At 51.3% G+C, this 26,576-nt stretch carries 34 protein-coding genes; 8 read left to right on the forward strand and 26 right to left on the reverse strand.

Annotated features, from left to right (window positions below; all coding sequences use genetic code 11):
- Positions 1-11: 11 nt before the first annotated feature.
- Genes rpsC through rpsJ form a run of 8 tightly spaced genes read right to left on the reverse strand, consistent with a single transcriptional unit; the run spans position 12 to position 4,100 of the window.
- On the reverse strand, positions 12-713 hold the full coding sequence (gene rpsC, locus K0335_RS06520) for a 30S ribosomal protein S3 (RefSeq protein ID WP_000529945.1): 702 nt from the start codon (positions 711-713) through the stop codon (positions 12-14).
- Between the two features lie 17 nt (positions 714-730).
- A complete protein-coding gene (gene rplV, locus K0335_RS06525) occupies positions 731-1,063 on the reverse strand; it encodes a 50S ribosomal protein L22 (RefSeq protein ID WP_000447529.1) in 333 nt (110 codons plus the stop codon).
- A gap of 14 nt (positions 1,064-1,077) precedes the next feature.
- Complete coding sequence (gene rpsS / locus K0335_RS06530) at positions 1,078-1,356, reverse strand: 30S ribosomal protein S19 (protein ID WP_001138117.1); 279 nt, start codon at positions 1,354-1,356, stop codon at positions 1,078-1,080.
- Between the two features lie 16 nt (positions 1,357-1,372).
- Positions 1,373-2,194: a 50S ribosomal protein L2 gene (rplB, locus tag K0335_RS06535; RefSeq protein ID WP_000301864.1), complete on the reverse strand. Its 822-nt coding sequence runs from the start codon at positions 2,192-2,194 to the stop codon at positions 1,373-1,375.
- A gap of 17 nt (positions 2,195-2,211) precedes the next feature.
- Positions 2,212-2,514, reverse strand: coding sequence for a 50S ribosomal protein L23 (gene rplW, locus K0335_RS06540; RefSeq protein ID WP_000617544.1), 303 nt, complete (start codon positions 2,512-2,514; stop codon positions 2,212-2,214).
- Positions 2,511-3,116, reverse strand: a complete 606-nt coding sequence (gene rplD, locus K0335_RS06545) for a 50S ribosomal protein L4 (RefSeq protein WP_000424395.1) — start codon at positions 3,114-3,116, stop codon at positions 2,511-2,513. The genes rplW and rplD overlap by 4 nt, the downstream gene beginning before the upstream one ends.
- Positions 3,117-3,126: 10 nt before the next feature.
- Complete coding sequence (gene rplC / locus K0335_RS06550; protein WP_000579833.1) at positions 3,127-3,756, reverse strand: 50S ribosomal protein L3; 630 nt, start codon at positions 3,754-3,756, stop codon at positions 3,127-3,129.
- Positions 3,757-3,788: 32 nt separating this feature from the next.
- Positions 3,789-4,100: a 30S ribosomal protein S10 gene (gene rpsJ, locus K0335_RS06555; RefSeq protein ID WP_001181005.1), complete on the reverse strand. Its 312-nt coding sequence runs from the start codon at positions 4,098-4,100 to the stop codon at positions 3,789-3,791.
- 378 nt (positions 4,101-4,478) lie between these two features.
- Between rpsJ and K0335_RS06560 the strand changes: the two genes are divergently transcribed.
- Complete coding sequence (locus tag K0335_RS06560; RefSeq protein WP_000340172.1) at positions 4,479-4,952, forward strand: A24 family peptidase; 474 nt, start codon at positions 4,479-4,481, stop codon at positions 4,950-4,952.
- On the opposite strand, the gene bfr is transcribed toward K0335_RS06560, so the two are convergent.
- The 11 genes from bfr to fkpA all read right to left on the reverse strand — a co-directional run bounded on the left by bfr (position 4,942) and on the right by fkpA (position 13,141).
- Complete coding sequence (gene bfr / locus K0335_RS06565; protein WP_000675512.1) at positions 4,942-5,418, reverse strand: bacterioferritin; 477 nt, start codon at positions 5,416-5,418, stop codon at positions 4,942-4,944. The genes K0335_RS06560 and bfr overlap by 11 nt on opposite strands.
- A gap of 72 nt (positions 5,419-5,490) precedes the next feature.
- The gene (bfd, locus tag K0335_RS06570; protein WP_000289090.1) at positions 5,491-5,685 is read right to left on the reverse strand and encodes a bacterioferritin-associated ferredoxin; all 195 of its coding nucleotides are present in this window, start codon (positions 5,683-5,685) and stop codon (positions 5,491-5,493) included.
- Positions 5,686-5,866: 181 nt separating this feature from the next.
- The gene (gene tuf, locus K0335_RS06575; protein WP_000031783.1) at positions 5,867-7,051 is read right to left on the reverse strand and encodes an elongation factor Tu; all 1,185 of its coding nucleotides are present in this window, start codon (positions 7,049-7,051) and stop codon (positions 5,867-5,869) included.
- Positions 7,052-7,121: 70 nt separating this feature from the next.
- Positions 7,122-9,236, reverse strand: a complete 2,115-nt coding sequence (fusA, locus tag K0335_RS06580; RefSeq protein ID WP_000124700.1) for an elongation factor G — start codon at positions 9,234-9,236, stop codon at positions 7,122-7,124.
- A 96-nt stretch (positions 9,237-9,332) separates the two neighbouring features.
- A complete protein-coding gene (gene rpsG, locus K0335_RS06585; protein ID WP_001138043.1) occupies positions 9,333-9,803 on the reverse strand; it encodes a 30S ribosomal protein S7 in 471 nt (156 codons plus the stop codon).
- Between the two features lie 96 nt (positions 9,804-9,899).
- On the reverse strand, positions 9,900-10,274 hold the full coding sequence (gene rpsL, locus K0335_RS06590; RefSeq protein ID WP_000246815.1) for a 30S ribosomal protein S12: 375 nt from the start codon (positions 10,272-10,274) through the stop codon (positions 9,900-9,902).
- Positions 10,275-10,399: 125 nt separating this feature from the next.
- Positions 10,400-10,687, reverse strand: a complete 288-nt coding sequence (tusB, locus tag K0335_RS06595; RefSeq protein ID WP_000903378.1) for a sulfurtransferase complex subunit TusB — start codon at positions 10,685-10,687, stop codon at positions 10,400-10,402.
- 7 nt (positions 10,688-10,694) lie between these two features.
- The gene (gene tusC / locus K0335_RS06600; protein ID WP_000820733.1) at positions 10,695-11,054 is read right to left on the reverse strand and encodes a sulfurtransferase complex subunit TusC; all 360 of its coding nucleotides are present in this window, start codon (positions 11,052-11,054) and stop codon (positions 10,695-10,697) included.
- Positions 11,054-11,440: a sulfurtransferase complex subunit TusD gene (gene tusD, locus K0335_RS06605; protein ID WP_001209698.1), complete on the reverse strand. Its 387-nt coding sequence runs from the start codon at positions 11,438-11,440 to the stop codon at positions 11,054-11,056. The genes tusC and tusD overlap by 1 nt, the downstream gene beginning before the upstream one ends.
- Positions 11,440-12,162 carry a transcriptional regulator gene (locus K0335_RS06610; RefSeq protein ID WP_000091461.1) on the reverse strand — a complete coding sequence of 241 codons (723 nt, stop codon included), beginning with the start codon at positions 12,160-12,162 and terminating at the stop codon, positions 11,440-11,442. Before K0335_RS06610 ends, tusD begins: the two co-directional genes overlap by 1 nt.
- A 166-nt stretch (positions 12,163-12,328) precedes the next feature.
- The gene (gene fkpA, locus K0335_RS06615; RefSeq protein WP_000838249.1) at positions 12,329-13,141 is read right to left on the reverse strand and encodes an FKBP-type peptidyl-prolyl cis-trans isomerase; all 813 of its coding nucleotides are present in this window, start codon (positions 13,139-13,141) and stop codon (positions 12,329-12,331) included.
- Between the two features lie 219 nt (positions 13,142-13,360).
- Between fkpA and K0335_RS06620 the strand changes: the two genes are divergently transcribed.
- Positions 13,361-13,579 carry a protein SlyX gene (locus K0335_RS06620; protein ID WP_001153620.1) on the forward strand — a complete coding sequence of 73 codons (219 nt, stop codon included), beginning with the start codon at positions 13,361-13,363 and terminating at the stop codon, positions 13,577-13,579.
- A 48-nt stretch (positions 13,580-13,627) separates the two neighbouring features.
- Here K0335_RS06620 and slyD read toward each other — a convergent pair whose 3' ends face one another.
- From slyD to kefG, 4 genes are all read right to left on the reverse strand, one after another.
- The gene (gene slyD / locus K0335_RS06625) at positions 13,628-14,218 is read right to left on the reverse strand and encodes a peptidylprolyl isomerase (RefSeq protein WP_000861348.1); all 591 of its coding nucleotides are present in this window, start codon (positions 14,216-14,218) and stop codon (positions 13,628-13,630) included.
- Positions 14,219-14,312: 94 nt separating this feature from the next.
- Complete coding sequence (locus tag K0335_RS06630; RefSeq protein WP_001007734.1) at positions 14,313-14,513, reverse strand: YheV family putative zinc ribbon protein; 201 nt, start codon at positions 14,511-14,513, stop codon at positions 14,313-14,315.
- Between the two features lie 9 nt (positions 14,514-14,522).
- On the reverse strand, positions 14,523-16,328 hold the full coding sequence (gene kefB, locus K0335_RS06635) for a glutathione-regulated potassium-efflux system protein KefB (protein WP_000399122.1): 1,806 nt from the start codon (positions 16,326-16,328) through the stop codon (positions 14,523-14,525).
- Positions 16,328-16,879 (reverse strand): glutathione-regulated potassium-efflux system ancillary protein KefG, encoded by a 552-nt coding sequence (gene kefG / locus K0335_RS06640; RefSeq protein ID WP_001297514.1) that lies wholly within the window; start codon positions 16,877-16,879, stop codon positions 16,328-16,330. Before kefG ends, kefB begins: the two co-directional genes overlap by 1 nt.
- A 130-nt stretch (positions 16,880-17,009) precedes the next feature.
- On the opposite strand from kefG, the gene K0335_RS06645 reads away from it, so the two are divergent.
- Genes K0335_RS06645 through K0335_RS06660 form a run of 4 tightly spaced genes read left to right on the forward strand, consistent with a single transcriptional unit; the run spans position 17,010 to position 21,080 of the window.
- The gene (locus K0335_RS06645) at positions 17,010-18,923 is read left to right on the forward strand and encodes an ABC transporter ATP-binding protein (protein WP_000634793.1); all 1,914 of its coding nucleotides are present in this window, start codon (positions 17,010-17,012) and stop codon (positions 18,921-18,923) included.
- Positions 18,923-19,945 carry a hydrolase gene (locus K0335_RS06650; protein WP_046077034.1) on the forward strand — a complete coding sequence of 341 codons (1,023 nt, stop codon included), beginning with the start codon at positions 18,923-18,925 and terminating at the stop codon, positions 19,943-19,945. Before K0335_RS06645 ends, K0335_RS06650 begins: the two co-directional genes overlap by 1 nt.
- A complete protein-coding gene (locus K0335_RS06655) occupies positions 19,939-20,157 on the forward strand; it encodes a YheU family protein (RefSeq protein WP_000907081.1) in 219 nt (72 codons plus the stop codon). Before K0335_RS06650 ends, K0335_RS06655 begins: the two co-directional genes overlap by 7 nt.
- Before the next feature lie 53 nt (positions 20,158-20,210).
- Positions 20,211-21,080: a phosphoribulokinase gene (locus tag K0335_RS06660; RefSeq protein WP_001274672.1), complete on the forward strand. Its 870-nt coding sequence runs from the start codon at positions 20,211-20,213 to the stop codon at positions 21,078-21,080.
- 54 nt (positions 21,081-21,134) lie between these two features.
- Here K0335_RS06660 and K0335_RS06665 read toward each other — a convergent pair whose 3' ends face one another.
- Positions 21,135-21,539, reverse strand: a complete 405-nt coding sequence (locus tag K0335_RS06665) for an OsmC family protein (protein ID WP_001148908.1) — start codon at positions 21,537-21,539, stop codon at positions 21,135-21,137.
- A 304-nt stretch (positions 21,540-21,843) separates the two neighbouring features.
- Between K0335_RS06665 and crp the strand changes: the two genes are divergently transcribed.
- Together crp and K0335_RS06675 are read left to right on the forward strand one after the other, a co-directional pair.
- The gene (gene crp / locus K0335_RS06670) at positions 21,844-22,476 is read left to right on the forward strand and encodes a cAMP-activated global transcriptional regulator CRP (protein ID WP_000242755.1); all 633 of its coding nucleotides are present in this window, start codon (positions 21,844-21,846) and stop codon (positions 22,474-22,476) included.
- Positions 22,477-22,526: 50 nt separating this feature from the next.
- The gene (locus K0335_RS06675) at positions 22,527-24,617 is read left to right on the forward strand and encodes a YccS/YhfK family putative transporter (RefSeq protein WP_002431759.1); all 2,091 of its coding nucleotides are present in this window, start codon (positions 22,527-22,529) and stop codon (positions 24,615-24,617) included.
- Positions 24,618-24,694: 77 nt separating this feature from the next.
- Here the strand turns inward: K0335_RS06675 and argD are convergent, their stop codons facing one another.
- Together argD and pabA are read right to left on the reverse strand one after the other, a co-directional pair.
- On the reverse strand, positions 24,695-25,915 hold the full coding sequence (gene argD, locus K0335_RS06680; RefSeq protein WP_104920386.1) for a bifunctional acetylornithine/succinyldiaminopimelate transaminase: 1,221 nt from the start codon (positions 25,913-25,915) through the stop codon (positions 24,695-24,697).
- Positions 25,916-26,000: 85 nt separating this feature from the next.
- Positions 26,001-26,564 carry an aminodeoxychorismate synthase component 2 gene (pabA, locus tag K0335_RS06685; RefSeq protein WP_000601834.1) on the reverse strand — a complete coding sequence of 188 codons (564 nt, stop codon included), beginning with the start codon at positions 26,562-26,564 and terminating at the stop codon, positions 26,001-26,003.
- Positions 26,565-26,576: the final 12 nt, after the last annotated feature.

Below are 26,576 nucleotides of genomic sequence, written 5' to 3' on the forward strand. Positions count from 1 at the left end.
AGCGACGCTCCTTATTTACGGCCTTTACGCTGCTGCTTTTTAGGCTGAGCAGCCGGTTTTTCCGGTTGTTCAACAGCAGCCATACCACCCAGGATCTCGCCTTTGAAGATCCACACTTTAACGCCGATTACACCGTAAGTGGTGTGCGCTTCAGAGGTGTTGTAGTCGATGTCAGCACGCAGAGTGTGCAGCGGTACGCGACCTTCGCGGTACCATTCGGTACGTGCGATTTCCGCGCCGCCCAGACGGCCGCTAACTTCAACTTTAATACCTTTAGCGCCCAGACGCATTGCGTTCTGTACAGCACGCTTCATAGCACGACGGAACATAACGCGACGTTCCAGCTGAGAAGTGATGCTGTCAGCAACCAGTTTTGCGTCCAGTTCAGGCTTACGAACTTCGGCGATGTTGATCTGTGCAGGAACGCCAGCGATGTCCGCTACGACCTTACGCAGTTTTTCTACGTCTTCACCTTTTTTACCGATAACGATACCCGGGCGAGCAGTGTGAATGGTTACACGGATGCTCTTAGCCGGACGCTCGATAACGATACGAGATACGGACGCTTTAGCCAGTTCCTTAGTCAGGTACTGACGTACTTTAAAATCGCTGTCCAGGTTGTCAGCGAATTCTTTGGTGTTCGCAAACCAGGTAGAGTTCCATGGTTTTACAATACCCAGGCGAATACCATTAGGATGTACTTTCTGACCCATTGCTAGTCTCCAGAGTCTCAGCGATCGGACACAACCACAGTGATGTGGCTGGTGCGCTTCAGGATGCGATCTGCACGACCTTTTGCACGCGGCATAATGCGCTTCATGCTCGGGCCTTCGTCTACGAAAATTTTCGTAACTTTCAGATCGTCAATGTCAGCGCCATCGTTGTGTTCAGCGTTAGCAATGGCAGATTCCAGAACTTTCTTGACCAGTACAGCCGCTTTCTTGTTGGTGTAGGTCAAAATATCCAGAGCCTGCGACACTTTCTTACCGCGAATCAGGTCAGCAACAAGGCGAACCTTCTGAGCAGAAGAACGAGCATGGCGATGTTTAGCGATAGTTTCCATCTCTTCCTCCTACCTTATTTCTTCTTCGCTTTTTTATCAGCAGCGTGGCCGCGATAAGTACGAGTCGGTGCGAATTCACCCAGTTTGTGACCGACCATTTCGTCGGTTACAAATACCGGAACGTGCTGACGACCATTATGGACAGCGATGGTCAAACCGATCATGTTAGGAAAGATCGTTGAACGACGGGACCAAGTGCGCAGGGGCTTCTTGTCTCCGCTTTCCACCGCTTTCTCTACCTTCTTCAGCAAGTGCAGGTCAATAAAAGGACCTTTCTTGAGAGAACGTGGCATGGCTTATCCTCTAAAATTATTTGCTACGGCGACGTACGATGAATTTATCAGTACGCTTGTTGCTGCGGGTCTTCTTACCTTTGGTCTGAACGCCCCACGGAGTTACCGGGTGCTTACCAAAGTTACGACCTTCACCACCACCATGTGGGTGGTCTACCGGGTTCATCGCGGTACCGCGAACGGTCGGACGAACACCACGCCAGCGTGCAGCACCTGCTTTACCCAGAACGCGCAGCATATGCTCAGCATTGCCAACTTCGCCCAGAGTTGCACGGCAGTCTGCTTCTACTTTACGCATTTCACCAGAACGCAGACGCAGGGTGACATAAGCACCATCACGAGCAACGATCTGAACGTAAGTACCAGCGGAACGTGCCAGCTGACCGCCTTTACCTGGTTTCATTTCTACGTTATGAACAGTAGAACCAACCGGGATGTTGCGCATCGGCAGGGTGTTACCTGGTTTGATTGCAGCATCAACGCCAGACTGAATCTGGTCGCCAGCTTTCAGGCCTTTAGGGGCCAGGATGTAACGGCGTTCACCGTCTTTGTACAGAACCAGCGCGATGTTCGCGGAACGGTTCGGATCGTACTCAAGACGTTCAACAACTGCCGGGATACCGTCTTTGTTGCGTTTGAAGTCAACAATACGGTAAGCCTGCTTGTGGCCACCACCGATATGACGAGTGGTGATACGGCCATTGTTGTTACGACCACCGGATTTGCTGTTTTTTTCCAGCAACGGAGCAAAAGGTTTGCCCTTGTGCAGCTCAGGGTTAACCACTTTAACAACGTGGCGACGACCCGGAGATGTCGGTTTACATTTAACAACTGCCATTGTATTACTCCTCCGACTTACTCAGCGCCGCCAACGAAGTCCAGATTCTGGCCTTCTTTCAGGGTGACGTAAGCTTTTTTCCAGTCGCTACGACGACCGATACGCTGTCCGTGACGTTTAACTTTCCCTTTAACTACCAGGGTGTTAACGACTTCGACTTCGACTTCAAACAGTTTCTGCACAGCAGCTTTGATTTCTGCTTTGGTCGCGTCTTTAGCAACTTTGAGTACGATGGTGTTGGATTTTTCCATCGCAGTAGACGCTTTTTCAGAAACGTGCGGTGCACGCAGCACCTTCAGCAGACGTTCTTCACGAATCATGCCAGCATCTCCTCAACTTGCTTAACAGCATCAGCAGTCATTACGACTTTGTCGAAGGCGATCAGGCTAACCGGGTCGATACCAGTTGCATCGCGTACGTCAACCTTGTGCAGGTTGCGCGCAGCCAGGAACAGGTTTTCGTCCAGCTCACCGGTGATGATCAGCACATCTTCCAGAGCCATGTCTTTCAGTTTCTGTGCCAGCAGCTTAGTTTTCGGCGCTTCTACAGAGAACTTCTCGACAACGATCAGACGATCCTGACGTACCAGTTCGGACAGGATGCTTTTCAGCGCGCCGCGGTACATCTTCTTGTTAACTTTTTGACTGTGGTCCTGCGGACGAGCAGCAAAGGTCACGCCACCAGAACGCCAGATCGGGCTCTTGATAGAACCAGAACGCGCACGGCCGGTGCCTTTCTGGCGCCACGGTTTTTTACCGGAACCAGTTACTTCAGCACGAGTCTTCTGAGCACGAGTACCCTGACGAGCACCAGCTGCATAAGCAACAACAACCTGGTGAACCAGCGCTTCGTTGAAATCACGACCGAAGGTAGTTTCGGAAACAGTCAGCGCGCTCTGCGCGTCTTTCAATACTAATTCCATTGCTATCTCCTTACGCCTTCACAGCTGGTTTAACGATCAGGTCGCTACCGGTTGCACCCGGGACAGCACCTTTAACCAGCAGCAGGTTGCGCTCAGCGTCAACGCGTACTACGTCAAGGCTCTGAACGGTTACACGTTCGTTACCCATCTGACCTGCCATTTTCTTGCCTTTGAACACTTTGCCCGGAGTCTGGTTCTGACCGATAGAACCCGGAACGCGGTGAGACAAGGAGTTACCGTGAGTAGCGTCCTGGGTACGGAAGTTCCAGCGCTTAACGGTACCTGCGAAACCTTTACCTTTAGAGGTGCCAGTTACGTCAACTTTTTTAACGTCAGCAAACAGTTCAACGCTAATGCTCTGACCTACAGTGAACTCTTCGCCTTCAGCCAGGCGGAATTCCCACAGACCACGGCCAGCTTCTACGCCAGCTTTAGCGAAGTGGCCAGCTTCAGGTTTGGTCACACGGTTTGCTTTTTTAGCACCGGTGGTAACCTGGATAGCACGGTAGCCATCGTTAGCCAGGTCTTTAACCTGAGTAACGCGGTTTGCTTCAACTTCGATTACGGTTACTGGGATAGAAACACCATCTTCTGTGAAGATACGGGTCATACCCACTTTCTTACCGACTAAACCAATCATTGTTTCAACCTCTCAATCGCTCAATGACCTGATTAACCCAGGCTGATCTGCACGTCTACACCGGCAGCCAGATCCAGACGCATCAGAGCATCAACGGTTTTCTCGGTTGGCTCAACGATGTCAACCAGACGCTTGTGAGTGCGGATTTCGTACTGATCGCGCGCATCTTTATTGACGTGCGGAGAGATCAGAACGGTAAAGCGCTCTTTGCGGGTCGGCAGCGGGATCGGACCACGAACCTGCGCACCAGTGCGCTTGGCAGTCTCGACGATTTCCGCAGTTGATTGATCGATCAGACGATGATCAAACGCTTTCAGGCGGATACGGATTCTTTGGTTCTGCATGAGACCAGAGCTCCAATTATTTTATAAACGAAAATGATTACTCCTCAGACCCATTACGATTGATGGGAGAGTGTAACCGTTCTTACGTAGCTCCCCGATTGGGAGCATTGTTAGGTAGTCAAATTCGACTATCTGAGGTTCAGATTGAACCTGCTGTCAACTACGACAAGCTCGCGCATTATACGCAAATCTCAGCATCACGCAAGTATCGCGTAGAAATTAATCGTGATGAGGGGATTGCGAGCAGCATTCCACGAAATTTGTAAGGTTGTGAAGATAGCGTTTTTCACCGGAACCAGGTTAACAAAGCCGCGATTTCTCTGTTGCTGAGTATCAGGAATTATTCGATGGTGCTACTCCAATTACAGAGGATGTTTTATGGACGCTACCCTTCCCTTTCTGACTTTGTACGCTTGTTTAACAGCCCTACTTTTTTTCTGGGATGCAAAGCATGGCTTGTTACCTGACAGATTTACGTGCCCATTACTCTGGTCAGGTCTTATGTTCTATCAAATTTGTCATCCTGACAATTTAGCCGATGCGTTATGGGGGGCGATTATTGGTTACGGCACATTCGCAGTCATTTACTGGGGATATCGCATACTGCGTCATAAAGAAGGATTAGGTTATGGCGATGTGAAGTTTCTCGCGGCCCTTGGCGCCTGGCATACATGGGCATTCCTGCCACGGCTGGTTTTCCTTGCTGCTTCATTCGCTTGCGGAGCCGTAGTTATTGGTCTGCTTATGAGAGGAAAAGAATCATTAAAAAACCCGCTGCCTTTTGGGCCATACCTGGCGACTGCGGGTTTCGTTGTAGGTTGGGACAGCCTGCTTTCTGAATTTAATCTTTAACTTTGATTTGTGATTGCAGGTAATTTTGCAGGCCAATTTTGCCAATGAGATCTAACTCTGTTTCGAGCCAGTCGATATGCCCTTCTTCATCAGCAAGGATCTCGATCATCATATCGCGGCTAACATAGTCATGAACGCTGTCGGCATAAGCGATAGCCTCACGGAGATCCTTCGCACCTTCCAGCTCTAATCGCAGGTCGGATTGCAACATCTCGTCGACATCTTCACCAATCCCCAGTTTGCCTAAATCCTGTAAGTTAGGAATCCCTTCTAAGAACAAAATACGCTCGATATATTTATCGGCGTGTTTCATCTCATCGATAGATTCATGGTACTCGACGTCATTAAGGCGCATCAGGCCCCAGTTTTTAAACATCCGGGCATGAAGAAAATACTGATTGATCGCGACAAGCTCATTTCCCAATAGTTTATTGAGATAATTTATGATTTTAACATCACCTTTCATTTTATAGTCCCTCCGCTTCCACTATTAGAGCGTAGATGGGGCTAGCGGGATGTCAAAAAATAAGCGTGATCTTCAGGCAATCTCTTTAAATTCTGGCATCTGCATCAACTCGTCCTGCATCACTTCGCGTGCGGCGCGAATGCACTTACCGCATTGATTTCCCACAGGAATAAACTTGCGTAATTGTTGGAAAGACTGAGGATGAAACTGACGAACTGCCTGGCGAATTTTTTTGTCACTTACACCATTACACAAACAAACGTACATGATTACTCCCGTTCAAAATCTGCGCAAAGTGTAAATGAGAATAGTTATGATTACAATAGCACAGTTTTATTTGCGCCACAGTTCAGCGCGCCAAATTACGACTAAATATTTCGAACTCAAATTACGGGCAGCAAAAAGGGCGCCGAAGCGCCCTTTTAATTCGAAACTAATTAACGTGTAATTAGCCCAGAACTTTAGCAACAACGCCCGCACCAACGGTACGGCCGCCTTCACGGATTGCGAAACGCAGACCGTCGTCCATCGCGATCGGGTGGATCAGGGTAACAACCATTTTGATGTTGTCGCCCGGCATTACCATCTCTACGCCTTCCGGCAGTTCGATGGTACCAGTCACGTCAGTAGTACGGAAGTAGAACTGCGGACGGTAGCCTTTGAAGAACGGAGTATGACGGCCGCCTTCATCTTTGGACAGAATGTACACTTCAGATTCGAACTTGGTGTGCGGTTTGATGGTGCCCGGCTTAGCCAGTACCTGACCACGTTCGATTTCTTCACGTTTGATACCACGCAGCAGAACACCTACGTTCTCACCAGCACGGCCTTCGTCCAGCAGTTTGCGGAACATTTCAACGCCAGTACAGGTAGACTTCTGAGTCTCTTTGATACCAACGATTTCAACTTCTTCACCAACTTTGATGATACCGCGTTCTACACGACCGGTAACAACGGTACCACGACCGGAGATGGAGAATACGTCTTCGATCGGCAGCAGGAACGGCTTGTCAATCGCACGCTCTGGTTCCGGAATGTAGGAATCCAGGAAGCCAGCCAGTTCCAGGATTTTCGCTTCCCACTCTGCGTCGCCTTCCAGCGCTTTCAGAGCAGAACCACGAACGATCGGAGTGTCGTCGCCCGGGAAGTCGTACTGAGACAGAAGTTCACGAACTTCCATTTCAACCAGTTCCAGCAGCTCTTCGTCATCAACCATGTCGCATTTGTTCAGGAACACGATGATGTACGGAACGCCTACCTGACGACCCAGCAGGATGTGCTCACGAGTCTGCGGCATCGGGCCGTCAGTCGCAGCAACTACCAGGATCGCGCCGTCCATCTGAGCAGCACCGGTGATCATGTTTTTAACATAGTCGGCGTGCCCCGGGCAGTCTACGTGTGCGTAGTGACGGGTCGGGGTGTCATATTCAACGTGAGAAGTGTTGATGGTGATACCACGAGCTTTTTCTTCCGGCGCGTTATCGATCTGGTCGAATGCACGAGCAGCACCGCCGTAGGTTTTAGCCAGTACGGTGGTGATTGCAGCGGTCAGAGTAGTTTTACCGTGGTCAACGTGGCCGATAGTACCAACGTTAACGTGCGGTTTTGTACGTTCAAATTTTTCTTTAGACACGGCTATATTCCTTACTATAGTGCTCTCCCCTTCAGGAGAGAGCACGGGACTTTGGTATTAACCCTTAGGCTTATTTACCACGGGCTTCAATTACGGCCTGAGCAACGTTACTCGGCGCTTCATCATACTTCAGGAATTCCATGGTGTATGATGCACGACCTTTGGTCAGAGAACGCAGCTGAGTTGCATATCCGAACATTTCAGACAGCGGTACTTCAGCGTGGATCTTAACGCCAGTAACTTCAGATTCCTGACCTTTGAGCATACCACGACGACGGCTCAAGTCACCGATAACGTCACCGGTGTTCTCTTCCGGAGTTTCTACTTCAACCTTCATGATCGGCTCAAGCAGAACTGGTTTCGCTTTCTTAAAGCCTTCTTTAAAGGCGATAGAAGCAGCCAGTTTAAACGCCAGTTCAGAGGAGTCAACGTCATGGTAAGAACCGAAGTGCAGACGAATACCCATGTCTACTACCGGGTAGCCTGCCAGCGGACCTGCTTTCAGCTGTTCCTGGATACCTTTATCAACGGCCGGGATGTATTCGCCAGGGATTACACCCCCTTTAATGTCGTTGATGAACTCGTAGCCTTTCGGGTTTGAACCCGGCTCCAGCGGGTACATGTCGATAACAACATGACCATACTGACCACGACCACCAGACTGTTTCGCGTGTTTACCTTCAACATCGGTAACTTTCTGGCGGATAGTTTCACGGTAAGCAACCTGCGGTTTACCTACGTTCGCTTCAACGTTGAATTCACGCTTCATACGGTCAACGATGATGTCGAGGTGCAGTTCGCCCATACCCGCGATGATGGTCTGGTTAGATTCTTCGTCAGTCCATACACGGAAAGACGGGTCTTCTTTAGCCAGACGGCCCAGAGCCAGACCCATTTTTTCCTGGTCAGCTTTGGTTTTCGGTTCAACTGCGATGGAGATTACCGGCTCAGGGAATTCCATACGTTCCAGAATGATCGGCGCATCCGGGTCACACAGGGTGTCACCAGTGGTTACGTCTTTCAGACCGATAGCAGCAGCGATGTCGCCCGCGCGAACTTCTTTGATCTCTTCACGTTTGTTAGCGTGCATCTGAACGATACGACCGAAACGCTCACGTGCAGCTTTCACGGAGTTCAGTACGGTATCACCAGAGTTAACCACACCGGAGTACACACGGAAGAAGGTCAGGTTACCAACAAACGGGTCGGTAGCGATTTTGAACGCCAGTGCAGAGAACGGCTCGTCATCACTTGCGTGACGTTCAGCCGGAGTATCTTTACCGTCGTCCAGGATACCGTTGATCGCAGGTACGTCAACCGGGGATGGCAGGTAATCAATTACCGCATCCAGCATCGCCTGAACACCTTTGTTCTTGAACGCAGAACCACAGGTTACCAGGATGATTTCGTTGTTCAGAACGCGCTGACGCAGAGCACCTTTGATTTCTGCTTCAGTCAGTTCTTCACCACCCAGGTATTTTTCCATCAGCTCTTCAGAAGCTTCAGCTGCGGATTCGATCAGGTTCTGGTGCCATTCGTTAGCCAGTTCAACCATGTCTGCCGGGATATCTTCGTATTCGAAGGTTACGCCCTGGTCAGCGTCGTTCCAGTTGATAGCTTTCATTTTCACCAGGTCAACAACACCGGTGAAATGTTCTTCAGCACCAATCGCCAGCTGCAGCGGAACCGGGTTCGCGCCCAGACGGGTTTTGATCTGGTTAACAACTTTCAGGAAGTTCGCACCCATGCGGTCCATTTTGTTAACGAACGCAATGCGCGGAACTTTATATTTGTTTGCCTGACGCCATACGGTTTCAGACTGCGGCTGAACACCACCAACTGCGCAGTAAACCATTACCGCACCATCGAGAACACGCATGGAACGTTCTACTTCGATTGTGAAGTCAACGTGCCCCGGGGTGTCGATGATGTTGATGCGATGCGGCTCATACTGCTTAGCCATACCAGACCAGAATGCAGTAGTCGCAGCGGAAGTGATGGTAATACCACGTTCCTGCTCCTGCTCCATCCAGTCCATGGTTGCAGCGCCGTCATGAACTTCACCGATTTTATGGTTTACACCGGTGTAGAACAGAATACGTTCGGTAGTAGTGGTTTTACCGGCGTCGATGTGCGCACTGATACCGATGTTACGGTAGCGTGCGATGGGTGTTGTACGAGCCATTTGTTTCCTCGTTTATCTTTTAGGCGTTCAATTTAAGTAGCCCAAAGCGGGCTGCTTACTGGAAGCGCCCGCCTGGTGACTAAAACTCCGAAGGGATTACCAACGGTAGTGTGCGAACGCCTTGTTGGCTTCGGCCATACGGTGAACGTCTTCACGTTTCTTAACTGCAGTACCTTTGTTTTCTGCAGCATCAGAAAGTTCGTTCGCCAGGCGCAGAGCCATGGATTTATCACCGCGTTTACGAGCAGCTTCAACGATCCAACGCATTGCCAGAGCATTACGACGAACCGGACGGACTTCAACTGGTACCTGATAAGTAGAACCACCAACGCGGCGAGACTTAACTTCTACAGTCGGGCGCACGTTTTCGAGAGCTACTTCGAATGCTTCCAGTTCAGATTTACCAGAGCGCTGAGCCAGGGTCTCCAGCGCGCTGTATACGATAGATTCGGCAGTAGATTTTTTACCATCTACCATCAGGATATTTACAAATTTAGCCAGCAGTTCTGATCCGAACTTCGGATCCGGCAGAATTTTACGCTGACCAATGACGCGACGACGTGGCATGGAAATACTCCGTTGTTAATTCAGGATTGTCCAAAACTCTACGAGTTTAGTTTGACATTTAAGTTAAAACGTTTGGCCTTACTTAACGGAGAACCATTAAGCCTTAGGACGCTTCACGCCATACTTGGAACGAGCCTGCTTACGGTCTTTAACGCCGGAGCAGTCAAGCGCACCACGTACGGTGTGGTAACGAACACCCGGGAGGTCTTTAACACGACCGCCACGGATCAGGATCACGGAGTGCTCCTGCAGGTTGTGACCTTCACCACCGATGTAGGAAGTCACTTCGAAACCGTTAGTCAGACGAACACGGCATACTTTACGCAGCGCGGAGTTCGGTTTTTTAGGAGTGGTAGTATATACACGAGTACATACGCCACGTTTTTGCGGGCATGCTTCCAGCGCAGGCACGTTGCTTTTCGCAACTTTGCGAGCACGTGGTTTGCGTACCAGCTGGTTAACTGTTGCCATTAAATAGCTCCTGGTTTTAGCTTTTGCTTCGTAAACACGTAATAAAACGTCCTCACACAATATGAGGACGCCGAATTTTAGGGCGATGCCGAAAAGGTGTCAAGAAATATACAACGATCCCGCCATCACCAGGCCAACTGGCTGGTATGCTTAACCGTAAGTCTGACGAAATCAGTATAGTCAATGGGAATGATGTCGTTCGAAATTTGACCAGTCAAACCGCGGGCAATAAGGTCTTCGTTCAGGGCATAGACCTTAATGGGGGCATTACGCAGACTTTCAAGGTAGCGGTTACCGTCAACTGCGGCAGTTACACCATCTTGCAATAACAGCAGTTCGTCGCCCTCACTGAGCAGACGCAGCAGCGCAGCAAAATCCGTCAGCCATGGTGAGCGATGTAATGTGTGCAGCATAAACGCCTCAAAACCTCAAAATAACATCGTAGTTGGCGAGTTCGCGGCGTAAGGCATCTGCTTCGAGCGGCGTGGCTTCGACAACAAAGGATGTCTGCGGATCTAACCCGCGTTCGCGCAGTGAAGCCGCACAAACCCAGCACTGTTCAATGTCGTACAGGCCCAACAATTTAAAAGTGGCAATGTAATCACGCGCCAGCACTGTATCGGGCTTTTGTCCTGGCAGCAGCTGAAAAACGCCATCAGCAATAAAGAAGACGGCCAGCTCGTCAGTTAATGCGGAAGTTGCCAGTAAAGCATCTAAACCTTCCCGACCAGCAGCTGTACCATGAGGCGTAGTAGAAAAAACAAACGCAATTCGTTTCATCAGAACTGTACCACCCTGTCACAGGTCAGCGAAGCTTCCGCCAGCGCGCCAAGTCCGCTTAAGGTAAATCCCGTCTGAAGGTTTGACGAAGCCAGCCCCAGTCTTCCGGCTTCCGTTTCATCAACAACGCCACGGCGTAATGCTGCCGCTACGCAGATATTCAGCGCCACACCATGTTGCGTATTCAACTGTTGCCAGCCGCGCACAAGGTCAAATTCATCGCTTGCCGGTGAGGTCAATTGGTTAGCGTTATAGACCCCTTCCCGATAGAAAAAGACGCTGCTTAACTCATGGCCTTCGGCTATCAGTGCCTGCGCAAACTGAAAAGCACTACTCGCCTGTTGCGTACCGTATGCTGGCCCGGTCACCACGATGGCAAAACGCATTACTTATCTTGCCCCAGGAAGTCGCCACTTTTGAACTGGCGAATATAGAGATAAACAGTATGTTTGGAAATATTCAGACGATCAGCAACCTGATTAATCGCGTCTTTAATATCGAAGATCCCTTTCTCGTAAAGATTCAGCACGATCTGGCGATTTTTAGCGTTATTGGAAACATTGCGATCGGCATTCACTTCTTCGATGGTGAACTCCAGCGTTTGGGTAACCAGATCTTCTACAGAGGAAGCAAAGTTGACATTTGAGCCGACGTCCGGCGTCTCTGGTGGCACGAAGGTGCTCATAATCTGCGAGAAAGGAACATCGAGGTTCATATTAATGCACAGCAGGCCAATTACACGCTGTTCGCGGTTACGAATGGCGATAGTCAGCGACTTCATTAATACGCCGCTTTTGGCGCGAGTAAAGTAGCATTTAGAAACGCTGCTATCCGCGCCAGTCATATCGTGCAGCATACGTAACGCCAGGTCAGTAATTGGCGAACCAATCTTCCGGCCTGTATGTTCACCGTTAGCAATACGAATGGCTGAACATTTTAAATCCTGCAAAGAGTGCAAAACGATTTCACAATGGGAGCCAATGAGCATCGCTAACCCGTCCACCACCGCTTCGTAGGATTTCAGAATATCAAAATCGCTCTGGTCGAAAGGACGTTGATCCAGTAAATCCAACTCACTGGTTTCGTTGGTTAAAAGCGACCTGGACATGAAAAAAAACACTCCTTTTCAGGAACCTGTCGTTATGTTTTCAGGGCAGGCTCATTAATGATGCGGGTAACTAAATTAATACAGCGGAGGTTCCGCTTTCCAGCATTAATTATATCCGGCCTGCAATAAAAAAAATGCCGCCTGGTCAGGCGGCATTTCTTAATGCTTATTTTTTAGTAGCTTCGGTGGCTTTTGCATCAGCTTGTGGTTGAGCATCAGCTTTCGCAGCTGGTTTCACATCCAGCAGTTCTACGTCGAATACCAGTGTAGAGTTTGGCGGAATTCCTGGAACACCATTTTTACCGTAAGCCAAAGTCGGTGGGATAACCAGTTTGATTTTGCCACCTTTCTTGATGTATTTCAGGCCTTCGGTCCAGCCAGGGATCACACCATCAAGTTGGAAAGAAAGAGGCTCACCACGGGTATAGGAGTTATCAAACTCTTTACCGTCAATGAGCGTACCTTTGTAATTCACTACAACAGTATCGCTGTCTTTCGGGGCTTCGCCAGTACCGGCTTTCTCAACTTTATAAACCAGGCCAGTTGATGATGTTTTAACATCTTTCTCTTTAGCAAATTTTTCGCGGTACTCTTTGCCTTTTGCATCGTTATCAGCCGCGTCCTTTTCCATCTTCGCCTGCGCAGCTGTCTTCACGCGAGCTTCAAATGCCTGCAGAGTCTGTTCGATTTCTTGATCAGACAGTTTGCTCTTCTGTGCAAAGGCATCCTGAACACCGGCGATCAACTGATCTTTATCCAGTTTGATCCCCAGCTTTTCTTGCTCTTGCAGAGAGTTTTCCATGTAACGGCCCAGCGAAGCACCCAGTGCGTAAGCTGATTTCTGGTCGTCATTTGCGAACGCTGCTTTGCTATCAGTCGTTGCAGCAGGTTTCGCCGCTTCAGCAGCAAAAGTGATTGGCGCATGCAGAGCAACGGCCATAGTGGTCGCCAGCAGCGTTACTTTAAACAGTGATTTCATCCATATCTCCAGGGCCGGGGCATCTCACCCCAGGGTTAACTGACATCAGTAGAGTACTATAAAGGGTTGTTGAACAAATCAACATAAGGACATGCCCTATAATCGCTTCTTTTCTGACTCTTTTTGTTTAAATTAGTTTCGTGGTCGCTAACAGAGTGCTGTCTATTAGTGCAAAGTTAAGTAGAATCCGCGGCGACCATTCGACAAAAGAGGTGAATCATGCAGGATTTATCAATGGAAGCACGCCTGGCAGAGCTGGAGAGCCGACTGGCTTTTCAGGAAATCACCATTGAAGAACTGAACGTCACGGTGACCGCTCATGAAATGGAGATGGCGAAACTGCGCGATCATCTGCGTCTGCTGACCGAGAAGTTAAAAGCCAGCCAGCCGTCGAACATCGCGTCGCAGGCTGAAGAAACGCCACCGCCACATTATTGAGGCATAAAAAAAGCGGGGATTCCCCGCTTTTTTGTCACTTTTTCGGTATTAGTGGCAACCGCAACCGCCGTTACCTTTACCGCCACAGCAGCCTTCGCCACCGTGCTCATGACCGTGATCGTGGCCATGACCACCGCAGCAACCGTCGTGGTCGTGATCGTGGTGATGATCGTGCGCACCGTGAACGTGGCCATGAGCCAGTTCTTCTTCGGTCGCTTCGCGAATCGCCACAACTTCAACGTTGAATTTCAGGTTCTGACCGGCCAGCATGTGGTTACCATCAACCACGACGTGATCGTCTTCAACCGCAGTGATTTCAACCGGTACCGGACCCTGGTCGGTTTCAGCCAGGAAGCGCATACCTACCTGCAGTTCATCAACGCCCATGAATACATCTTTAGGAACGCGCTGCACCAGGTTTTCGTCGTACTGCCCGTAAGCGTTATCCGCGCTAACAGCTACGTCAAATTTGTCGCCAACTTCATGACCTTCCAGCGCTGTTTCCAGGCCAGAGATCAGAGAACCGTGACCATGCAGGTAGTCCAGCGGCGCACTCACCGGAGACTCATCAACCAATACACCGTCTTCTGTACGTACCTGATAGGCCAGGCTGACCACCAGGTCTTTTGCTACTTTCATGATATCTCCTGAGCATGGGAAGAATAGTGGCGCAGATTGTAGCGGAATTCTGCAGCCGTGTACTCACTAGCTTAAAAAATCTCGGCGCATATCGCTAGTCCGGATGAAAAATCCCGATCACTTGCTCATCTTTGCGAACATGATCGCGGGCTTCTTTGTCGACTTCTCGCATCTGGTGTCCGCACTTAACGCATTCAACAATATCAATATTATTTTCGCGCCACATCGCCATTGAATCCTGCGCCTGACAGGCCGGGCATTTTGCTCCCGCAATAAAACGTTTTCGGATTGCCATCGTTATCCTCTACTCAAATTCATCCCAGCCATCCAGCTGGCGTCGTTCTTGTTGCATTTCACGCTGGAAGATCTCTTCCAGTTCGCGTCGGGCTTCCCTGGCGCGAGAAATTTGTACGGTATCGGCATGCATCGGTATTAGCTCTCGTAGCATCCGCATATCCAGGCGGCGAAAATGCAGTTGTGCCCGCTGTGCCTGATGCGGATGCATCCCAAGCGTAACCAACGTCTTGCGCCCCAGCTCTAACGCACTGGAGAATGTTTCACGGGAAAACTGCGTCACCCCGGCCTGTAATAACTCATGCGCTTCCACACGTCCGCGCGCTCGCGCAAGAATATGCAAATGCGGGAAGTGCTGCTGGCATATTTCCACCAGCTTCATGGTGTCTTCCGGCTCGTTACAGGTGATGACGATAGACTCTGCGGCCTCGGCGCCTGCGGAGCGCAACAGGTCAACTTGCGTGGCATCACCGTAATACACTTTGTAGCCATATTTGCGCATCAGGTTAACAGCGCTGATATCCCGCTCCAGCACGGTAATGCGCATTTTATTTGCCATCAGCAAACGACCAATCACCTGACCAAAACGTCCGAAGCCCACGACAATCACCTGCGGTTTATCATCGTTGACCCACGGTTTTTCGTCTTCTTCTTCCGGTCCGTTAAACTGACGGGACAGCCATTTATCCACCAACTTCATCAGCAGCGGCGTGGTCATCATGGAAAGCGTGACCGTCACCAGCAACAGCGCCATCTGGTCGCCCTGGAATAAGCGTTGCGAAGAAGCGGTAGAAAAGAGGACAAAGGCAAACTCGCCGCCCTGACTCAACACGCCAGCAAACTGCATCCGCTCTGAGCTACGCACGCCATACAGCCGCGCCAGCAAATACAGCACGAGAATTTTCACCGCCACCAGCACAACCACGCTTATCACTACCCACAACAGATGGGTATAAAGCACTCCGAGGTTGAGCGACATGCCGACAGAGATAAAAAACAGTCCGAGCAGCAAGCCTTTGAACGGATCGATAGCCGTTTCCAGCTCATGGCGATATTCACTTTCCGCCAGCAGCACGCCCGCAATAAACGTACCGAGCGCCATCGACAACCCCAGCGCATCCATAAACAATGCGGAACCCAACACCAGCAGCAGCGTCGCGGCGGTGAACACTTCCCGCACACCAGAAGCAGCAATAAAACGGAATACCGGACGCAGTAAATAGCGCCCCCCAATCAGCATGCCGACAAACGCCAGCACCTTCATGCCGATCTTCATCCAGTCGAAATGTTCGTCTGCCGAACCCGCCAGCAGCGGTACTAACGCCAGCGCGGGGATCACCGCCAGATCCTGAAAAAGCAAAACCGAAAAACCTAGCTGTCCAGATTCGCTGCGATTCATCCCTTTCTCACGCATCAGTTGCAACGCCATTGCAGTGGAAGACATCGCAAGGCCAATGCCACCGACCACCGCCGCCTGCCAGGCGAAATCCGTCAGCATCAATAATCCCGCCAGCAACGCCGCGCTTAACAGCACCTGCGCCGCGCCTACGCCAAAAATCGAGCGTCGCAATTGCCAAAGCTTGGAGGGATTCAACTCAAGGCCGATGATAAACATCAGGAACACCACGCCGAGTTCCGAAAAGTGGAGGATCTCATCGACGTCGCTAATAAACCCCAGCCCCCACGGCCCAATTGCAATCCCTGCCAGCAAATATCCCAACACCGCGCCAATACCCAACCGCGATGCCAATGGCACCGCAGCCACCGCCGCGAAGAGAAACAGCACTCCTGCGAGTAAAAAATCAGAACCTTCCATCAGCGGCCTCCCGGAGACAGCGGATTTGCCAGCCAGTCACCGTAGGCTCTGGCGTGACTTGCCAGCTCCTGTGCGCTTTGCCGTCTCGCCCAGTAAATAATGATGGGGCTTAACCAATGCATCCGGCACATCCCCGCCGCCAGTTCAAAGGGGCGCAGAACATCACTCATCGGGTAGCGATTCAACGCGTCATAACGGTAAGCACTTTCCGGCTCGCCGGTGGTAATCACGCTACGCCAGTACTTTCCCGCCAGTTGGTTTCCCCCCGGCCCGCTGGCAAAACCACGGCTTAATACCCGGTCCAGCCACTCTTTCAGTAGTGCCGGGCAGCTATAGGTATAAAGAGGATGCTGAAAGACAATCACCTCGTGCTCGCGCAGTAATGCCTGCTCACGGGGGATATCAATAAAAAAATCGGGATAGTGCGCGTAAAGGTCGTGCACGGTAACATTGCTGAGCTGCGTGGCCGGTTTAAGCAGTACCCGGTTTGCCACCGAGTCCTGAGATTCCGGATGGGCATACAGCAGCAAAACTTTCGCTGGCTGAGACATCATCCCCCTCCCGGTATGGTTTTTGTGTATAGTCGCTGTTTTGGGCTACCATTGCGCCCGGTGCGGCAGCTCGCCCATACATTACATTATCATAATGATAAGTTAACATAGTCTGAACATACGGCGCCTTATGATTGTTTTCTCCTCGTTACAAATTCGTCGCGGCGTGCGCGTCCTGCTGGATAATGCCACCGCCACCATCAACCCCGGGCAGAAAGTCGGCCTGGTGGGTAAAAACGGCTGTGGTAAATCTACCCTGCTGGCATTGCTGAAAAATGAAATCAGTGCCGACGGCGGCAGCTACACCTTTCCAGGAAGCTGGCAACTGGCGTGGGTGAATCAGGAAACACCAGCGCTACCCCAAGCGGCGCTGGAATATGTCATTGACGGCGACCGTGAATATCGTCAACTGGAAGCGCAGCTACACGACGCCAACGAACGTAACGACGGGCACGCCATTGCGACCATTCATGGCAAGCTGGATGCTATTGACGCATGGAGCATTCGCTCCCGCGCCGCCAGCCTGCTGCACGGCCTCGGTTTCAGCAATGAACAACTGGAGCGCCCGGTAAGTGATTTCTCCGGTGGCTGGCGTATGCGTCTCAACCTCGCCCAGGCGCTGATTTGCCGTTCAGACTTGCTGCTGCTCGACGAACCAACTAACCACCTCGATCTCGATGCTGTTATCTGGCTGGAAAAATGGCTGAAGAGCTATCAGGGCACGCTGATCCTGATCTCCCACGACCGCGACTTCCTCGATCCGATCGTTGATAAAATTATTCATATCGAACAACAAAGCATGTTCGAGTACACCGGCAACTACAGTTCGTTTGAAGTACAGCGCGCCACCCGTCTGGCGCAGCAACAGGCGATGTATGAAAGCCAGCAAGAGCGCGTGGCACATCTGCAAAGTTATATCGACCGTTTCCGTGCCAAAGCCACCAAAGCGAAGCAGGCCCAGAGCCGTATTAAGATGCTCGAGCGTATGGAGCTGATTGCCCCCGCGCACGTCGACAACCCGTTCCGCTTTAGCTTCCGCGCGCCGGAAAGCCTGCCTAATCCGTTGTTGAAAATGGAAAAGGTCAGCGCAGGCTATGGCGATCGCATTATTCTCGACTCGATTAAACTGAATCTGGTGCCGGGTTCGCGCATTGGTCTGTTAGGCCGCAACGGCGCGGGTAAATCGACATTAATCAAACTGTTAGCCGGTGAACTAGCGCCTGTCAGCGGTGAAATTGGTCTGGCGAAAGGGATCAAGCTCGGCTACTTCGCCCAGCATCAACTTGAATACCTGCGCGCCGACGAATCGCCTATTCAACATCTGGCACGTTTAGCGCCGCAGGAACTAGAACAAAAACTGCGTGATTACCTCGGCGGCTTTGGTTTCCAGGGCGATAAAGTGACGGAAGAAACGCGCCGTTTCTCCGGTGGGGAAAAAGCCCGCCTGGTGCTGGCATTAATCGTCTGGCAGCGTCCGAATCTACTGCTGCTCGACGAACCGACTAACCACCTTGACCTCGACATGCGCCAGGCACTGACTGAAGCGTTAATCGAGTTTGAAGGCGCATTGGTTGTTGTTTCGCACGATCGCCATTTGTTGCGTTCCACCACTGACGATCTCTATCTGGTTCACGATCGTAAAGTCGAACCGTTCGACGGCGATCTGGAAGATTATCAACAGTGGTTGAGCGACGTACAAAAGCAAGAAAACCAAACCGACGACGCGCCAAAGGAGAACGCTAACAGCGCTCAGGCTCGTAAAGATCAGAAGCGTCGGGAAGCGGAGCTGCGTGCGCAAACCCAGCCACTGCGTAAAGAGATTGCCCGTCTGGAAAAAGAGATGGAGAAGCTGAACGCGCAACTGGCGCAGGCGGAAGAGAAACTCGGCGACAGCGAACTGTACGATCAGAGCCGTAAAGCGGAACTCACCGCCTGCCTGCAACAGCAAGCCAGCGCCAAATCCGGGCTGGAAGAGTGCGAAATGGCGTGGCTGGAAGCCCAGGAGCAGCTGGAACAGATGCTGCTTGAAGGCCAAAGCAACTGATGACGCAGATAACGACGACCGATGTCGATGAATTCAGCAGCAGTGCTGAATTCATCCCCATGCGCGGCTTTAGCAATTGCCATCTGCAAACCATGCTGCCACGTCTGTTTCGTCGTCAGGTGAAATTCACCCCGTACTGGCAGCGGCTGGAGTTGCCCGACGGCGATTTTGTCGATCTCGCATGGAGTGAAGACCCTGCACAAGCGAAACATAAACCGCGTTTAGTGGTGTTTCACGGGCTGGAGGGCAGCCTCAATAGCCCGTACGCCCACGGTCTGGTTGATGCGGCGAAAAAGCGCGGCTGGCTGGGTGTGGTGATGCATTTTCGCGGATGCAGCGGTGAACCTAACCGCATGCACCGCATTTACCATTCGGGCGAAACCGAAGACGCCAGTTGGTTTTTACGCTGGCTGCAACGTGAGTTTGGTCATGCGCCAACGGCTGCCGTCGGCTATTCGCTCGGCGGTAATATGCTGGCTTGCCTGCTGGCCAAAGAAGGTAATGATGTCCCGATTGATGCGGCAGTGATTGTCTCCGCGCCATTTATGCTGGAAGCCTGTAGTTACCATATGGAAAAGGGCTTTTCCCGCGTTTATCAGCGTTATTTGCTGAACCTGTTAAAAGCCAATGCCGCGCGTAAACTAGCGGCCTACCCTGGTACTCTGCCGATTAATCTCGCACAGTTGAAATCAGTACGCCGCATCCGCGAATTTGACGATCTGATCACAGCCAAAATTCACGGCTACGCCGATGCTATCGACTATTATCGTCAGTGTAGCGCCATGCCGATACTGAACCGGATCGCTAAACCGACGCTGATTATTCACGCCAAAGACGATCCGTTTATGGATCATCAGGTGATCCCAAAACCGGAAAATCTTCCTCCGCAAGTTGAGTATCAACTGACTGAACATGGCGGTCATGTTGGCTTTATTGGCGGTACATTACTTCATCCGCAAATGTGGCTGGAGTCACGCATTCCTGACTGGTTAACAACGTATCTGGAGGCGAAATCATGTTGATCCCCTGGCAAGACATCTCCCCCGAAACGCTGGAAAATTTAATTGAAAGCTTTGTGTTACGCGAAGGCACCGATTATGGTGAACATGAGCGTACACTTGAACAGAAAGTCGCCGACGTCAAACGCCAGCTACAGTACGGAGAAGCGGTGCTGGTATGGTCGGAGCTGCACGAAACGGTCAATATCATGCCGCGCAGTCAGTTTCGCGAATAACCTGCAACCGTCGGCGGACGAGATAATAATGATAGCTAAGTCATGGAGTTACTATGTCTGCCAAACATCCGGTCATTGCGGTAACAGGATCCAGCGGCGCGGGGACCACCACTACCAGCCTCGCGTTTCGTAAAATATTCGCGCAGTTAAATCTGCATGCAGCTGAGGTGGAAGGCGACAGTTTTCACCGTTACACGCGCCCGGAAATGGACATGGCGATCCGCAAAGCGCGCGACGCCGGGCGGCATATCAGCTACTTCGGCCCCGAAGCTAACGACTTCGGCCTGCTGGAACAAACCTTCATTGAATACGGTCAGAGCGGCAAAGGAAAATCACGCAAATATCTGCATACGTACGACGAAGCCGTACCGTGGAATCAGGTGCCGGGAACATTCACCCCATGGCAACCTTTACCGGAACCCACTGATGTACTGTTTTATGAAGGGCTACACGGCGGCGTGGTCACACCACATCATAACGTTGCGCAACATGTGGATTTACTGGTTGGCGTGGTGCCTATCGTTAACCTTGAGTGGATTCAAAAACTGATCCGCGACACCAGCGAGCGCGGGCACTCACGAGAAGCAGTGATGGACTCAGTAGTGCGTTCAATGGAAGACTATATCAACTACATCACGCCGCAGTTTTCCCGCACCCATCTTAACTTCCAGCGCGTTCCCACTGTCGACACCTCAAACCCGTTCGCGGCAAAGGGCATTCCATCACTAGATGAAAGCTTCGTGGTGATCCATTTTCGTAATCTGGAAGGGATCGATTTCCCCTGGCTGCTGGCGATGTTGCAGGGCTCATTCATTTCCCACATCAATACATTAGTGGTGCCGGGCGGCAAAATGGGTCTGGCAATGGAGTTAATTATGCTGCCGCTGGTACAGCGATTGATGGAAGGGAAGAAAATCGAGTAACTCTGCTAATATGCCGGATAAACAATTATCCGGCATCGCACTCCTGACATTAAATCACGCGGCAACCACTTCATACGAGTGAGTAATATTTACCGCTTTTTCCAGCATCAGCGCCACTGAACAATATTTCTCGGCAGAGAGATCAACCGCACGCGCAACTGCTGCGTCTTTCAGGTCGCGACCGGTGACAATAAAATGCAGATTAATGTGCGTAAACAGGCGTGGTGCCTCTTCGCGGCGTTCAGAGGTCAATTTTACTTCACAATCGACAACATCCTGACGCCCCTTTTGCAGGATAGAAACCACATCAATGGCGCTACAGCCACCCGCCGCCATCAACACCATTTCCATCGGACTTGGCGCTTTATCGCCAGAGTTGCCGTCCATTAAAATCTGGTGACCAGATGCGGATTCGCCCAAAAAAGTTAACCCTTCGACCCACTTCACTCGCGCTTGCATTTTTGCCACTCCACTGCATCAAATTTATTCACAGCGTACGCGTACTGACCAAATCGCGCAACAGAAGGCGACCTGAGTCAAGCTGAAGCGAGACACCAGGAGACACACGGCGAAAGCTATGCTAAAACAGTCAAGATGCTACAGTAATACATTGATGTACTGCATGTGTGTAACGGACTTCACATAACAGATGCAGTACGTATTTGACAGCCTCTTCCCAGATAGCGGGAAGCACATTTCGGCAATCCAGAGACAGCGGCGTTTTCTGGCTCTGGAGAAAGCTTATAACAGAGGATAACCGCGCATGGTGCTTGGCAAACCGCAAACAGACCCGACTCTCGAATGGTTCTTGTCTCATTGCCACATTCATAAGTACCCATCCAAGAGCACGCTTATTCACCAGGGTGAAAAAGCGGAAACGCTGTACTACATCGTTAAAGGCTCTGTGGCAGTGCTGATCAAAGATGAAGAGGGTAAAGAAATGATCCTCTCCTATCTGAATCAGGGTGATTTTATTGGCGAACTGGGCCTGTTTGAAGAAGGCCAGGAACGTAGCGCATGGGTACGTGCGAAAACCGCCTGTGAAGTGGCTGAAATTTCATACAAAAAATTTCGCCAATTGATTCAGGTAAACCCGGACATTCTGATGCGTCTGTCTGCACAAATGGCGCGTCGTCTTCAAGTCACTTCAGAGAAAGTGGGTAACCTCGCGTTCCTCGATGTAACGGGCCGCATTGCACAGACTCTGTTGAACCTGGCAAAACAACCGGATGCCATGACTCACCCTGACGGTATGCAAATAAAAATTACCCGTCAGGAAATCGGTCAGATTGTCGGCTGTTCTCGTGAAACCGTGGGGCGCATTCTGAAGATGCTGGAAGATCAGAACCTGATCTCCGCACACGGTAAAACCATCGTCGTTTACGGCACTCGTTAATCCCGTCGGAGTGGCGCGTTACCTGGTAGCGCGCCATTTTGTTTCCCCCGATGTGGCGCAGACTGATTTATCACCCCGATATCAACTATGCACTTCGACAAACGCTGGTGCTATGTTTGCCCGTGGCCGTTGGGTTAATGCTTGGCGAATTACGATTCGGTCTGCTCTTCTCCCTCGTTCCTGCCTGTTGCAACATTGCGGGTCTTGATACGCCTCATAAACGTTTTTTCAAACGCTTAATCATTGGTGCGTCGCTGTTTGCCACCTGTAGCTTGCTGACACAGCTGTTACTGGCAAAAGATGTTCCCCTGCCCTTTTTGCTGACCGGATTAACACTGGTACTTGGCGTCACTGCTGAGCTGGGGCCATTGCACGCAAAATTGCTTCCCGCATCACTACTCGCCGCCATTTTTACCCTCAGTCTGGCGGGATACATGCCTGTCTGGGAACCGTTGCTCATCTATGCGCTGGGCACGTTGTGGTACGGACTGTTTAACTGGTTTTGGTTCTGGCTCTGGCGCGAACAACCGCTACGCGAGTCACTAAGCTTGCTGTACCGTGAACTGGCGGATTACTGCGAAGCCAAATACAGCCTGCTCACCCAGCACACCGATCCTGAAAAAGCATTGCCACCACTGCTGGTGCGCCAGCAAAAAGCGGTCGATTTAATTACTCAGTGCTATCAGCAAATGCATATGCTTTCCGCGCAAAATAATACTGACTACAAGCGGATGCTGCGTATTTTCCAGGAGGCGCTGGATTTACAGGAACATATTTCGGTCAGCTTGCATCAGCCGGAAGAGGTGCAAAAGCTGGTCGAGCGTAGCCATGCGGAAGAAGTTATCCGCTGGAATGCGCAAACTGTCGCCACTCGCCTGCGCGTGCTGGCTGATGACATTCTTTACCATCGCCTGCCGACGCGCTTTACAATGGAAAAACAAATTGGCGCGCTGGAAAAAATCGCCCGCCAGCATCCGGATAATCCGGTTGGGCAATTCTGCTATTGGCACTTCAGCCGCATCGCTCGTGTACTACGCACCCAAAAACCGCTCTATGCCCGTGATTTACTGGCCGATAAACAGCGGCGAATGCCGTTACTGCCGGCGCTAAAAAGTTATCTGTCACTGAAATCTCCGGCGCTACGCAATGCTGGACGACTCAGTGTGATGTTAAGCGTTGCCAGCCTGATGGGCACCGCGCTGCATCTGCCGAAGTCGTACTGGATCCTGATGACGGTATTGCTGGTGACACAAAATGGCTATGGCGCAACCCGTCTGAGGATTGTGAATCGCTCCGTGGGAACCGTGGTCGGGTTAATCATTGCGGGCGTTGCCCTGCACTTTAAAATTCCCGAAGGTTATACCCTGACGTTGATGCTGATTACCACCCTCGCCAGCTACCTGATATTGCGCAAAAACTACGGCTGGGCGACGGTCGGCTTTACCATTACCGCAGTGTATACCCTGCAACTATTGTGGTTGAACGGTGAGCAGTACATCCTTCCGCGTCTTATCGATACCATTATTGGTTGTTTAATTGCTTTCGGCGGTACCGTCTGGCTGTGGCCGCAGTGGCAGAGCGGGTTATTGCGTAAGAACGCCCATGACGCTTTAGAAGCCTATCAGGAAGCGATTCGTTTGATTCTGAGCGAGGATCCGCAACCTACGCCACTGGCCTGGCAGCGAATGCGGGTGAATCAGGCGCATAACACTCTGTATAACTCATTGAATCAGGCGATGCAGGAACCGGCATTCAACAGCCATTATCTGGCAGATATGAAACTGTGGGTGACGCACAGCCAGTTTATTGTTGAACATATTAATGCTATGACCACGCTGGCACGGGAACACCGGGCATTGCCACCTGAACTGGCGCAAGAATATTTGCAGTCTTGTGAAATCGCCATTCAGCGCTGTCAGCAGCGACTGGAGTATGACGAACCAGGTAGTTCTGGCGATGCCAATATCATGGATGCGCCGGAGATGCAGCCGCACGAAGGTGCAGCAGGCACGCTGGAGCAGCATTTACAGCGGGTTATTGGTCATCTGAACACCATGCACACCATTTCGTCGATGGCATGGCGTCAGCGACCGCATCATGGGATTTGGCTGAGTCGCAAGTTGCGGGATTCGAAGGCGTAATACAGGCTAAACCATCGGATAAGGCGTTCACGCCGCATCCGACATCTTTTGCCTGATGCGACGCTGACGCGTCTTATTTACGCCCCAATCACCTTCGCCACCGCGTGGGCGAAACGATGCATCCCTTCATCGATATCCGCATCTTCCACCACCAGCGACGGCGCAAAACGCATCACATCAGGCCCGGCATTCAGCACCATTACGCCTGCCTCGGCACCCGCATACAGGAAATCACGCGCCCGACCTTTGTACTGTGGTTTCAGCTCTGCGCCAATCAACAGCCCCATACCGCGAATATCGCTAAACACATCGTACTGCTGATCGATCTTCTGCAAATGGTCCACAAAACGCTGGCGTTTCGCGTGAATGCCTTCCAGCACTTCAGGGGTATTGATGATATCAAACGCCGCACCCGCTACTGCACAGGCCAGTGGATTACCGCCGTAGGTGGAACCGTGAGAACCAGGATGAAACGCAGAAGCAATCTCCGCCGTAGTCAGCATGGCGCTAATCGGGAAGCCGCCACCTAACGCTTTGGCGGAGGTCAGAATATCCGGCGTCACGCCGTAATGCATGTAAGCAAACAGATCGCCGGTCCGCCCCATCCCGCACTGCACTTCATCAAACACCAATAATGCCTGATGCTCATCACAGAGTTCGCGCAAGCCCTGCAAAAACTCTGGCGTCGCAGCCGTCACGCCGCCCTCGCCCTGAATCGGCTCAACCACCACCGCACAGGTATGATCATCCATCACCGCTTTCACTGCGTGGAGATCATTAAAGGGAACGTGGATGATGTCTGCCGGTTTTGGCCCAAAGCCGTCGGAATATTTTGGCTGCCCGCCCACCGAGACGGTAAACAGCGAACGACCATGAAAAGCGTTATGGAAGGCAATAATTTTGGTTTTGAACGGGCTATGACGCACACAGGCGTAATGGCGTGCCAGTTTAAAGGCAGTTTCGTTAGCTTCCGTGCCGGAGTTCATAAACACCACGCGTTCGGCAAACGTTGCCTCAATCAGTTTACGACCAAGACGCAGCGCCGGTTCATTGGTAAAAACGTTACTGATATGCCACAGAATTTCGCCCTGGGTTTTTAACGCGTTCACCAGCGCAGGATGGCAATGGCCCAACGCCGTAACTGCAATGCCACCCGCGAAATCGACATACTCCTTGCCTTGCTGATCCCAGATTCTGCTGCCCAGACCTTTTACCGGAATAAACTCTGCCGGAGCATAAATCGGCAGGATCACTTCATCGAAAGTCGCGCGTGTAATTGCTGTTTGTTCAATTGCCATCTCATGATCACCCTGTTACGCATAACTCAATGTGAAATTATAATCACAAAATATGCATAAAAAATCACTGAATGGCAATCAGAAATCAGCGTTCCAGGAAATTAGCCAGCAGTTGATGTCCTTGTTCGCTGAGAATACTTTCTGGATGGAACTGCACACCTTCCAGATCCCACTGGCGATGGCGAATCCCCATAATCTCGCGGGTTTCGCTCCAGGCCGTCACTTCAAAGCACTCCGGTAATGAGTCAGGCTCCACCACCAGCGAATGGTAGCGTGTCACGGTGAGTGGATCTGCCAGCCCCTTAAATACGCCCTCACCGTTATGTGTGATCGGCGAGGTTTTGCCGTGCATCACCTTTGCGGCGCGCACAACTTTGCCGCCAAATGCCTGCGCCATTGCCTGATGACCGAGGCAGACGCCAAGAATCGGCAAGCGCCCGGCATAGTGACAAATAACGTCAAGGGAGATCCCGGCTTCATCTGGCGTACAGGGGCCGGGTGAGATGACAATTTTTTGTGGTTTAAGGGCGTCGATATCCGCCAACGTCAACGCATCGTTGCGCTTAACCAACACATCCGCCCCCAGTTCACAAAAGTACTGGTAAAGGTTCCAGGTAAAAGAATCGTAGTTATCAATAAGCAGGATCATGGCGGCTCCGGT

It is taken from the genome of Escherichia sp. GZ89 (assembly GCF_019366485.1).
GTDB classification, from domain to species: domain Bacteria; phylum Pseudomonadota; class Gammaproteobacteria; order Enterobacterales; family Enterobacteriaceae; genus Escherichia; species Escherichia fergusonii.

What these genes read in the sequence shown, in the direction of transcription:
- rpsC (WP_000529945.1), bottom strand. Translation starts at nt 713, where the DNA reads ATGGGTCAGAAAGTACATCCTAATGGTATTCGCCTGGGTATTGTAAAA.
- rplV (WP_000447529.1), bottom strand. Translation starts at nt 1,063, where the DNA reads ATGGAAACTATCGCTAAACATCGCCATGCTCGTTCTTCTGCTCAGAAG.
- rpsS (WP_001138117.1), bottom strand. Translation starts at nt 1,356, where the DNA reads ATGCCACGTTCTCTCAAGAAAGGTCCTTTTATTGACCTGCACTTGCTG.
- rplB (WP_000301864.1), bottom strand. Translation starts at nt 2,194, where the DNA reads ATGGCAGTTGTTAAATGTAAACCGACATCTCCGGGTCGTCGCCACGTT.
- rplW (WP_000617544.1), bottom strand. Translation starts at nt 2,514, where the DNA reads ATGATTCGTGAAGAACGTCTGCTGAAGGTGCTGCGTGCACCGCACGTT.
- rplD (WP_000424395.1), bottom strand. Translation starts at nt 3,116, where the DNA reads ATGGAATTAGTATTGAAAGACGCGCAGAGCGCGCTGACTGTTTCCGAA.
- rplC (WP_000579833.1), bottom strand. Translation starts at nt 3,756, where the DNA reads ATGATTGGTTTAGTCGGTAAGAAAGTGGGTATGACCCGTATCTTCACA.
- rpsJ (WP_001181005.1), bottom strand. Translation starts at nt 4,100, where the DNA reads ATGCAGAACCAAAGAATCCGTATCCGCCTGAAAGCGTTTGATCATCGT.
- K0335_RS06560 (WP_000340172.1), top strand. Translation starts at nt 4,479, where the DNA reads ATGGACGCTACCCTTCCCTTTCTGACTTTGTACGCTTGTTTAACAGCC.
- bfr (WP_000675512.1), bottom strand. Translation starts at nt 5,418, where the DNA reads ATGAAAGGTGATGTTAAAATCATAAATTATCTCAATAAACTATTGGGA.
- bfd (WP_000289090.1), bottom strand. Translation starts at nt 5,685, where the DNA reads ATGTACGTTTGTTTGTGTAATGGTGTAAGTGACAAAAAAATTCGCCAG.
- fusA (WP_000124700.1), bottom strand. Translation starts at nt 9,236, where the DNA reads ATGGCTCGTACAACACCCATCGCACGCTACCGTAACATCGGTATCAGT.
- rpsG (WP_001138043.1), bottom strand. Translation starts at nt 9,803, where the DNA reads ATGCCACGTCGTCGCGTCATTGGTCAGCGTAAAATTCTGCCGGATCCG.
- rpsL (WP_000246815.1), bottom strand. Translation starts at nt 10,274, where the DNA reads ATGGCAACAGTTAACCAGCTGGTACGCAAACCACGTGCTCGCAAAGTT.
- tusB (WP_000903378.1), bottom strand. Translation starts at nt 10,687, where the DNA reads ATGCTGCACACATTACATCGCTCACCATGGCTGACGGATTTTGCTGCG.
- tusC (WP_000820733.1), bottom strand. Translation starts at nt 11,054, where the DNA reads ATGAAACGAATTGCGTTTGTTTTTTCTACTACGCCTCATGGTACAGCT.
- tusD (WP_001209698.1), bottom strand. Translation starts at nt 11,440, where the DNA reads ATGCGTTTTGCCATCGTGGTGACCGGGCCAGCATACGGTACGCAACAG.
- K0335_RS06610 (WP_000091461.1), bottom strand. Translation starts at nt 12,162, where the DNA reads ATGTCCAGGTCGCTTTTAACCAACGAAACCAGTGAGTTGGATTTACTG.
- fkpA (WP_000838249.1), bottom strand. Translation starts at nt 13,141, where the DNA reads ATGAAATCACTGTTTAAAGTAACGCTGCTGGCGACCACTATGGCCGTT.
- K0335_RS06620 (WP_001153620.1), top strand. Translation starts at nt 13,361, where the DNA reads ATGCAGGATTTATCAATGGAAGCACGCCTGGCAGAGCTGGAGAGCCGA.
- slyD (WP_000861348.1), bottom strand. Translation starts at nt 14,218, where the DNA reads ATGAAAGTAGCAAAAGACCTGGTGGTCAGCCTGGCCTATCAGGTACGT.
- K0335_RS06630 (WP_001007734.1), bottom strand. Translation starts at nt 14,513, where the DNA reads ATGGCAATCCGAAAACGTTTTATTGCGGGAGCAAAATGCCCGGCCTGT.
- kefB (WP_000399122.1), bottom strand. Translation starts at nt 16,328, where the DNA reads ATGGAAGGTTCTGATTTTTTACTCGCAGGAGTGCTGTTTCTCTTCGCG.
- kefG (WP_001297514.1), bottom strand. Translation starts at nt 16,879, where the DNA reads ATGTCTCAGCCAGCGAAAGTTTTGCTGCTGTATGCCCATCCGGAATCT.
- K0335_RS06645 (WP_000634793.1), top strand. Translation starts at nt 17,010, where the DNA reads ATGATTGTTTTCTCCTCGTTACAAATTCGTCGCGGCGTGCGCGTCCTG.
- K0335_RS06650 (WP_046077034.1), top strand. Translation starts at nt 18,923, where the DNA reads ATGACGCAGATAACGACGACCGATGTCGATGAATTCAGCAGCAGTGCT.
- K0335_RS06655 (WP_000907081.1), top strand. Translation starts at nt 19,939, where the DNA reads ATGTTGATCCCCTGGCAAGACATCTCCCCCGAAACGCTGGAAAATTTA.
- K0335_RS06660 (WP_001274672.1), top strand. Translation starts at nt 20,211, where the DNA reads ATGTCTGCCAAACATCCGGTCATTGCGGTAACAGGATCCAGCGGCGCG.
- K0335_RS06665 (WP_001148908.1), bottom strand. Translation starts at nt 21,539, where the DNA reads ATGCAAGCGCGAGTGAAGTGGGTCGAAGGGTTAACTTTTTTGGGCGAA.
- crp (WP_000242755.1), top strand. Translation starts at nt 21,844, where the DNA reads ATGGTGCTTGGCAAACCGCAAACAGACCCGACTCTCGAATGGTTCTTG.
- K0335_RS06675 (WP_002431759.1), top strand. Translation starts at nt 22,527, where the DNA reads ATGTGGCGCAGACTGATTTATCACCCCGATATCAACTATGCACTTCGA.
- argD (WP_104920386.1), bottom strand. Translation starts at nt 25,915, where the DNA reads ATGGCAATTGAACAAACAGCAATTACACGCGCGACTTTCGATGAAGTG.
- pabA (WP_000601834.1), bottom strand. Translation starts at nt 26,564, where the DNA reads ATGATCCTGCTTATTGATAACTACGATTCTTTTACCTGGAACCTTTAC.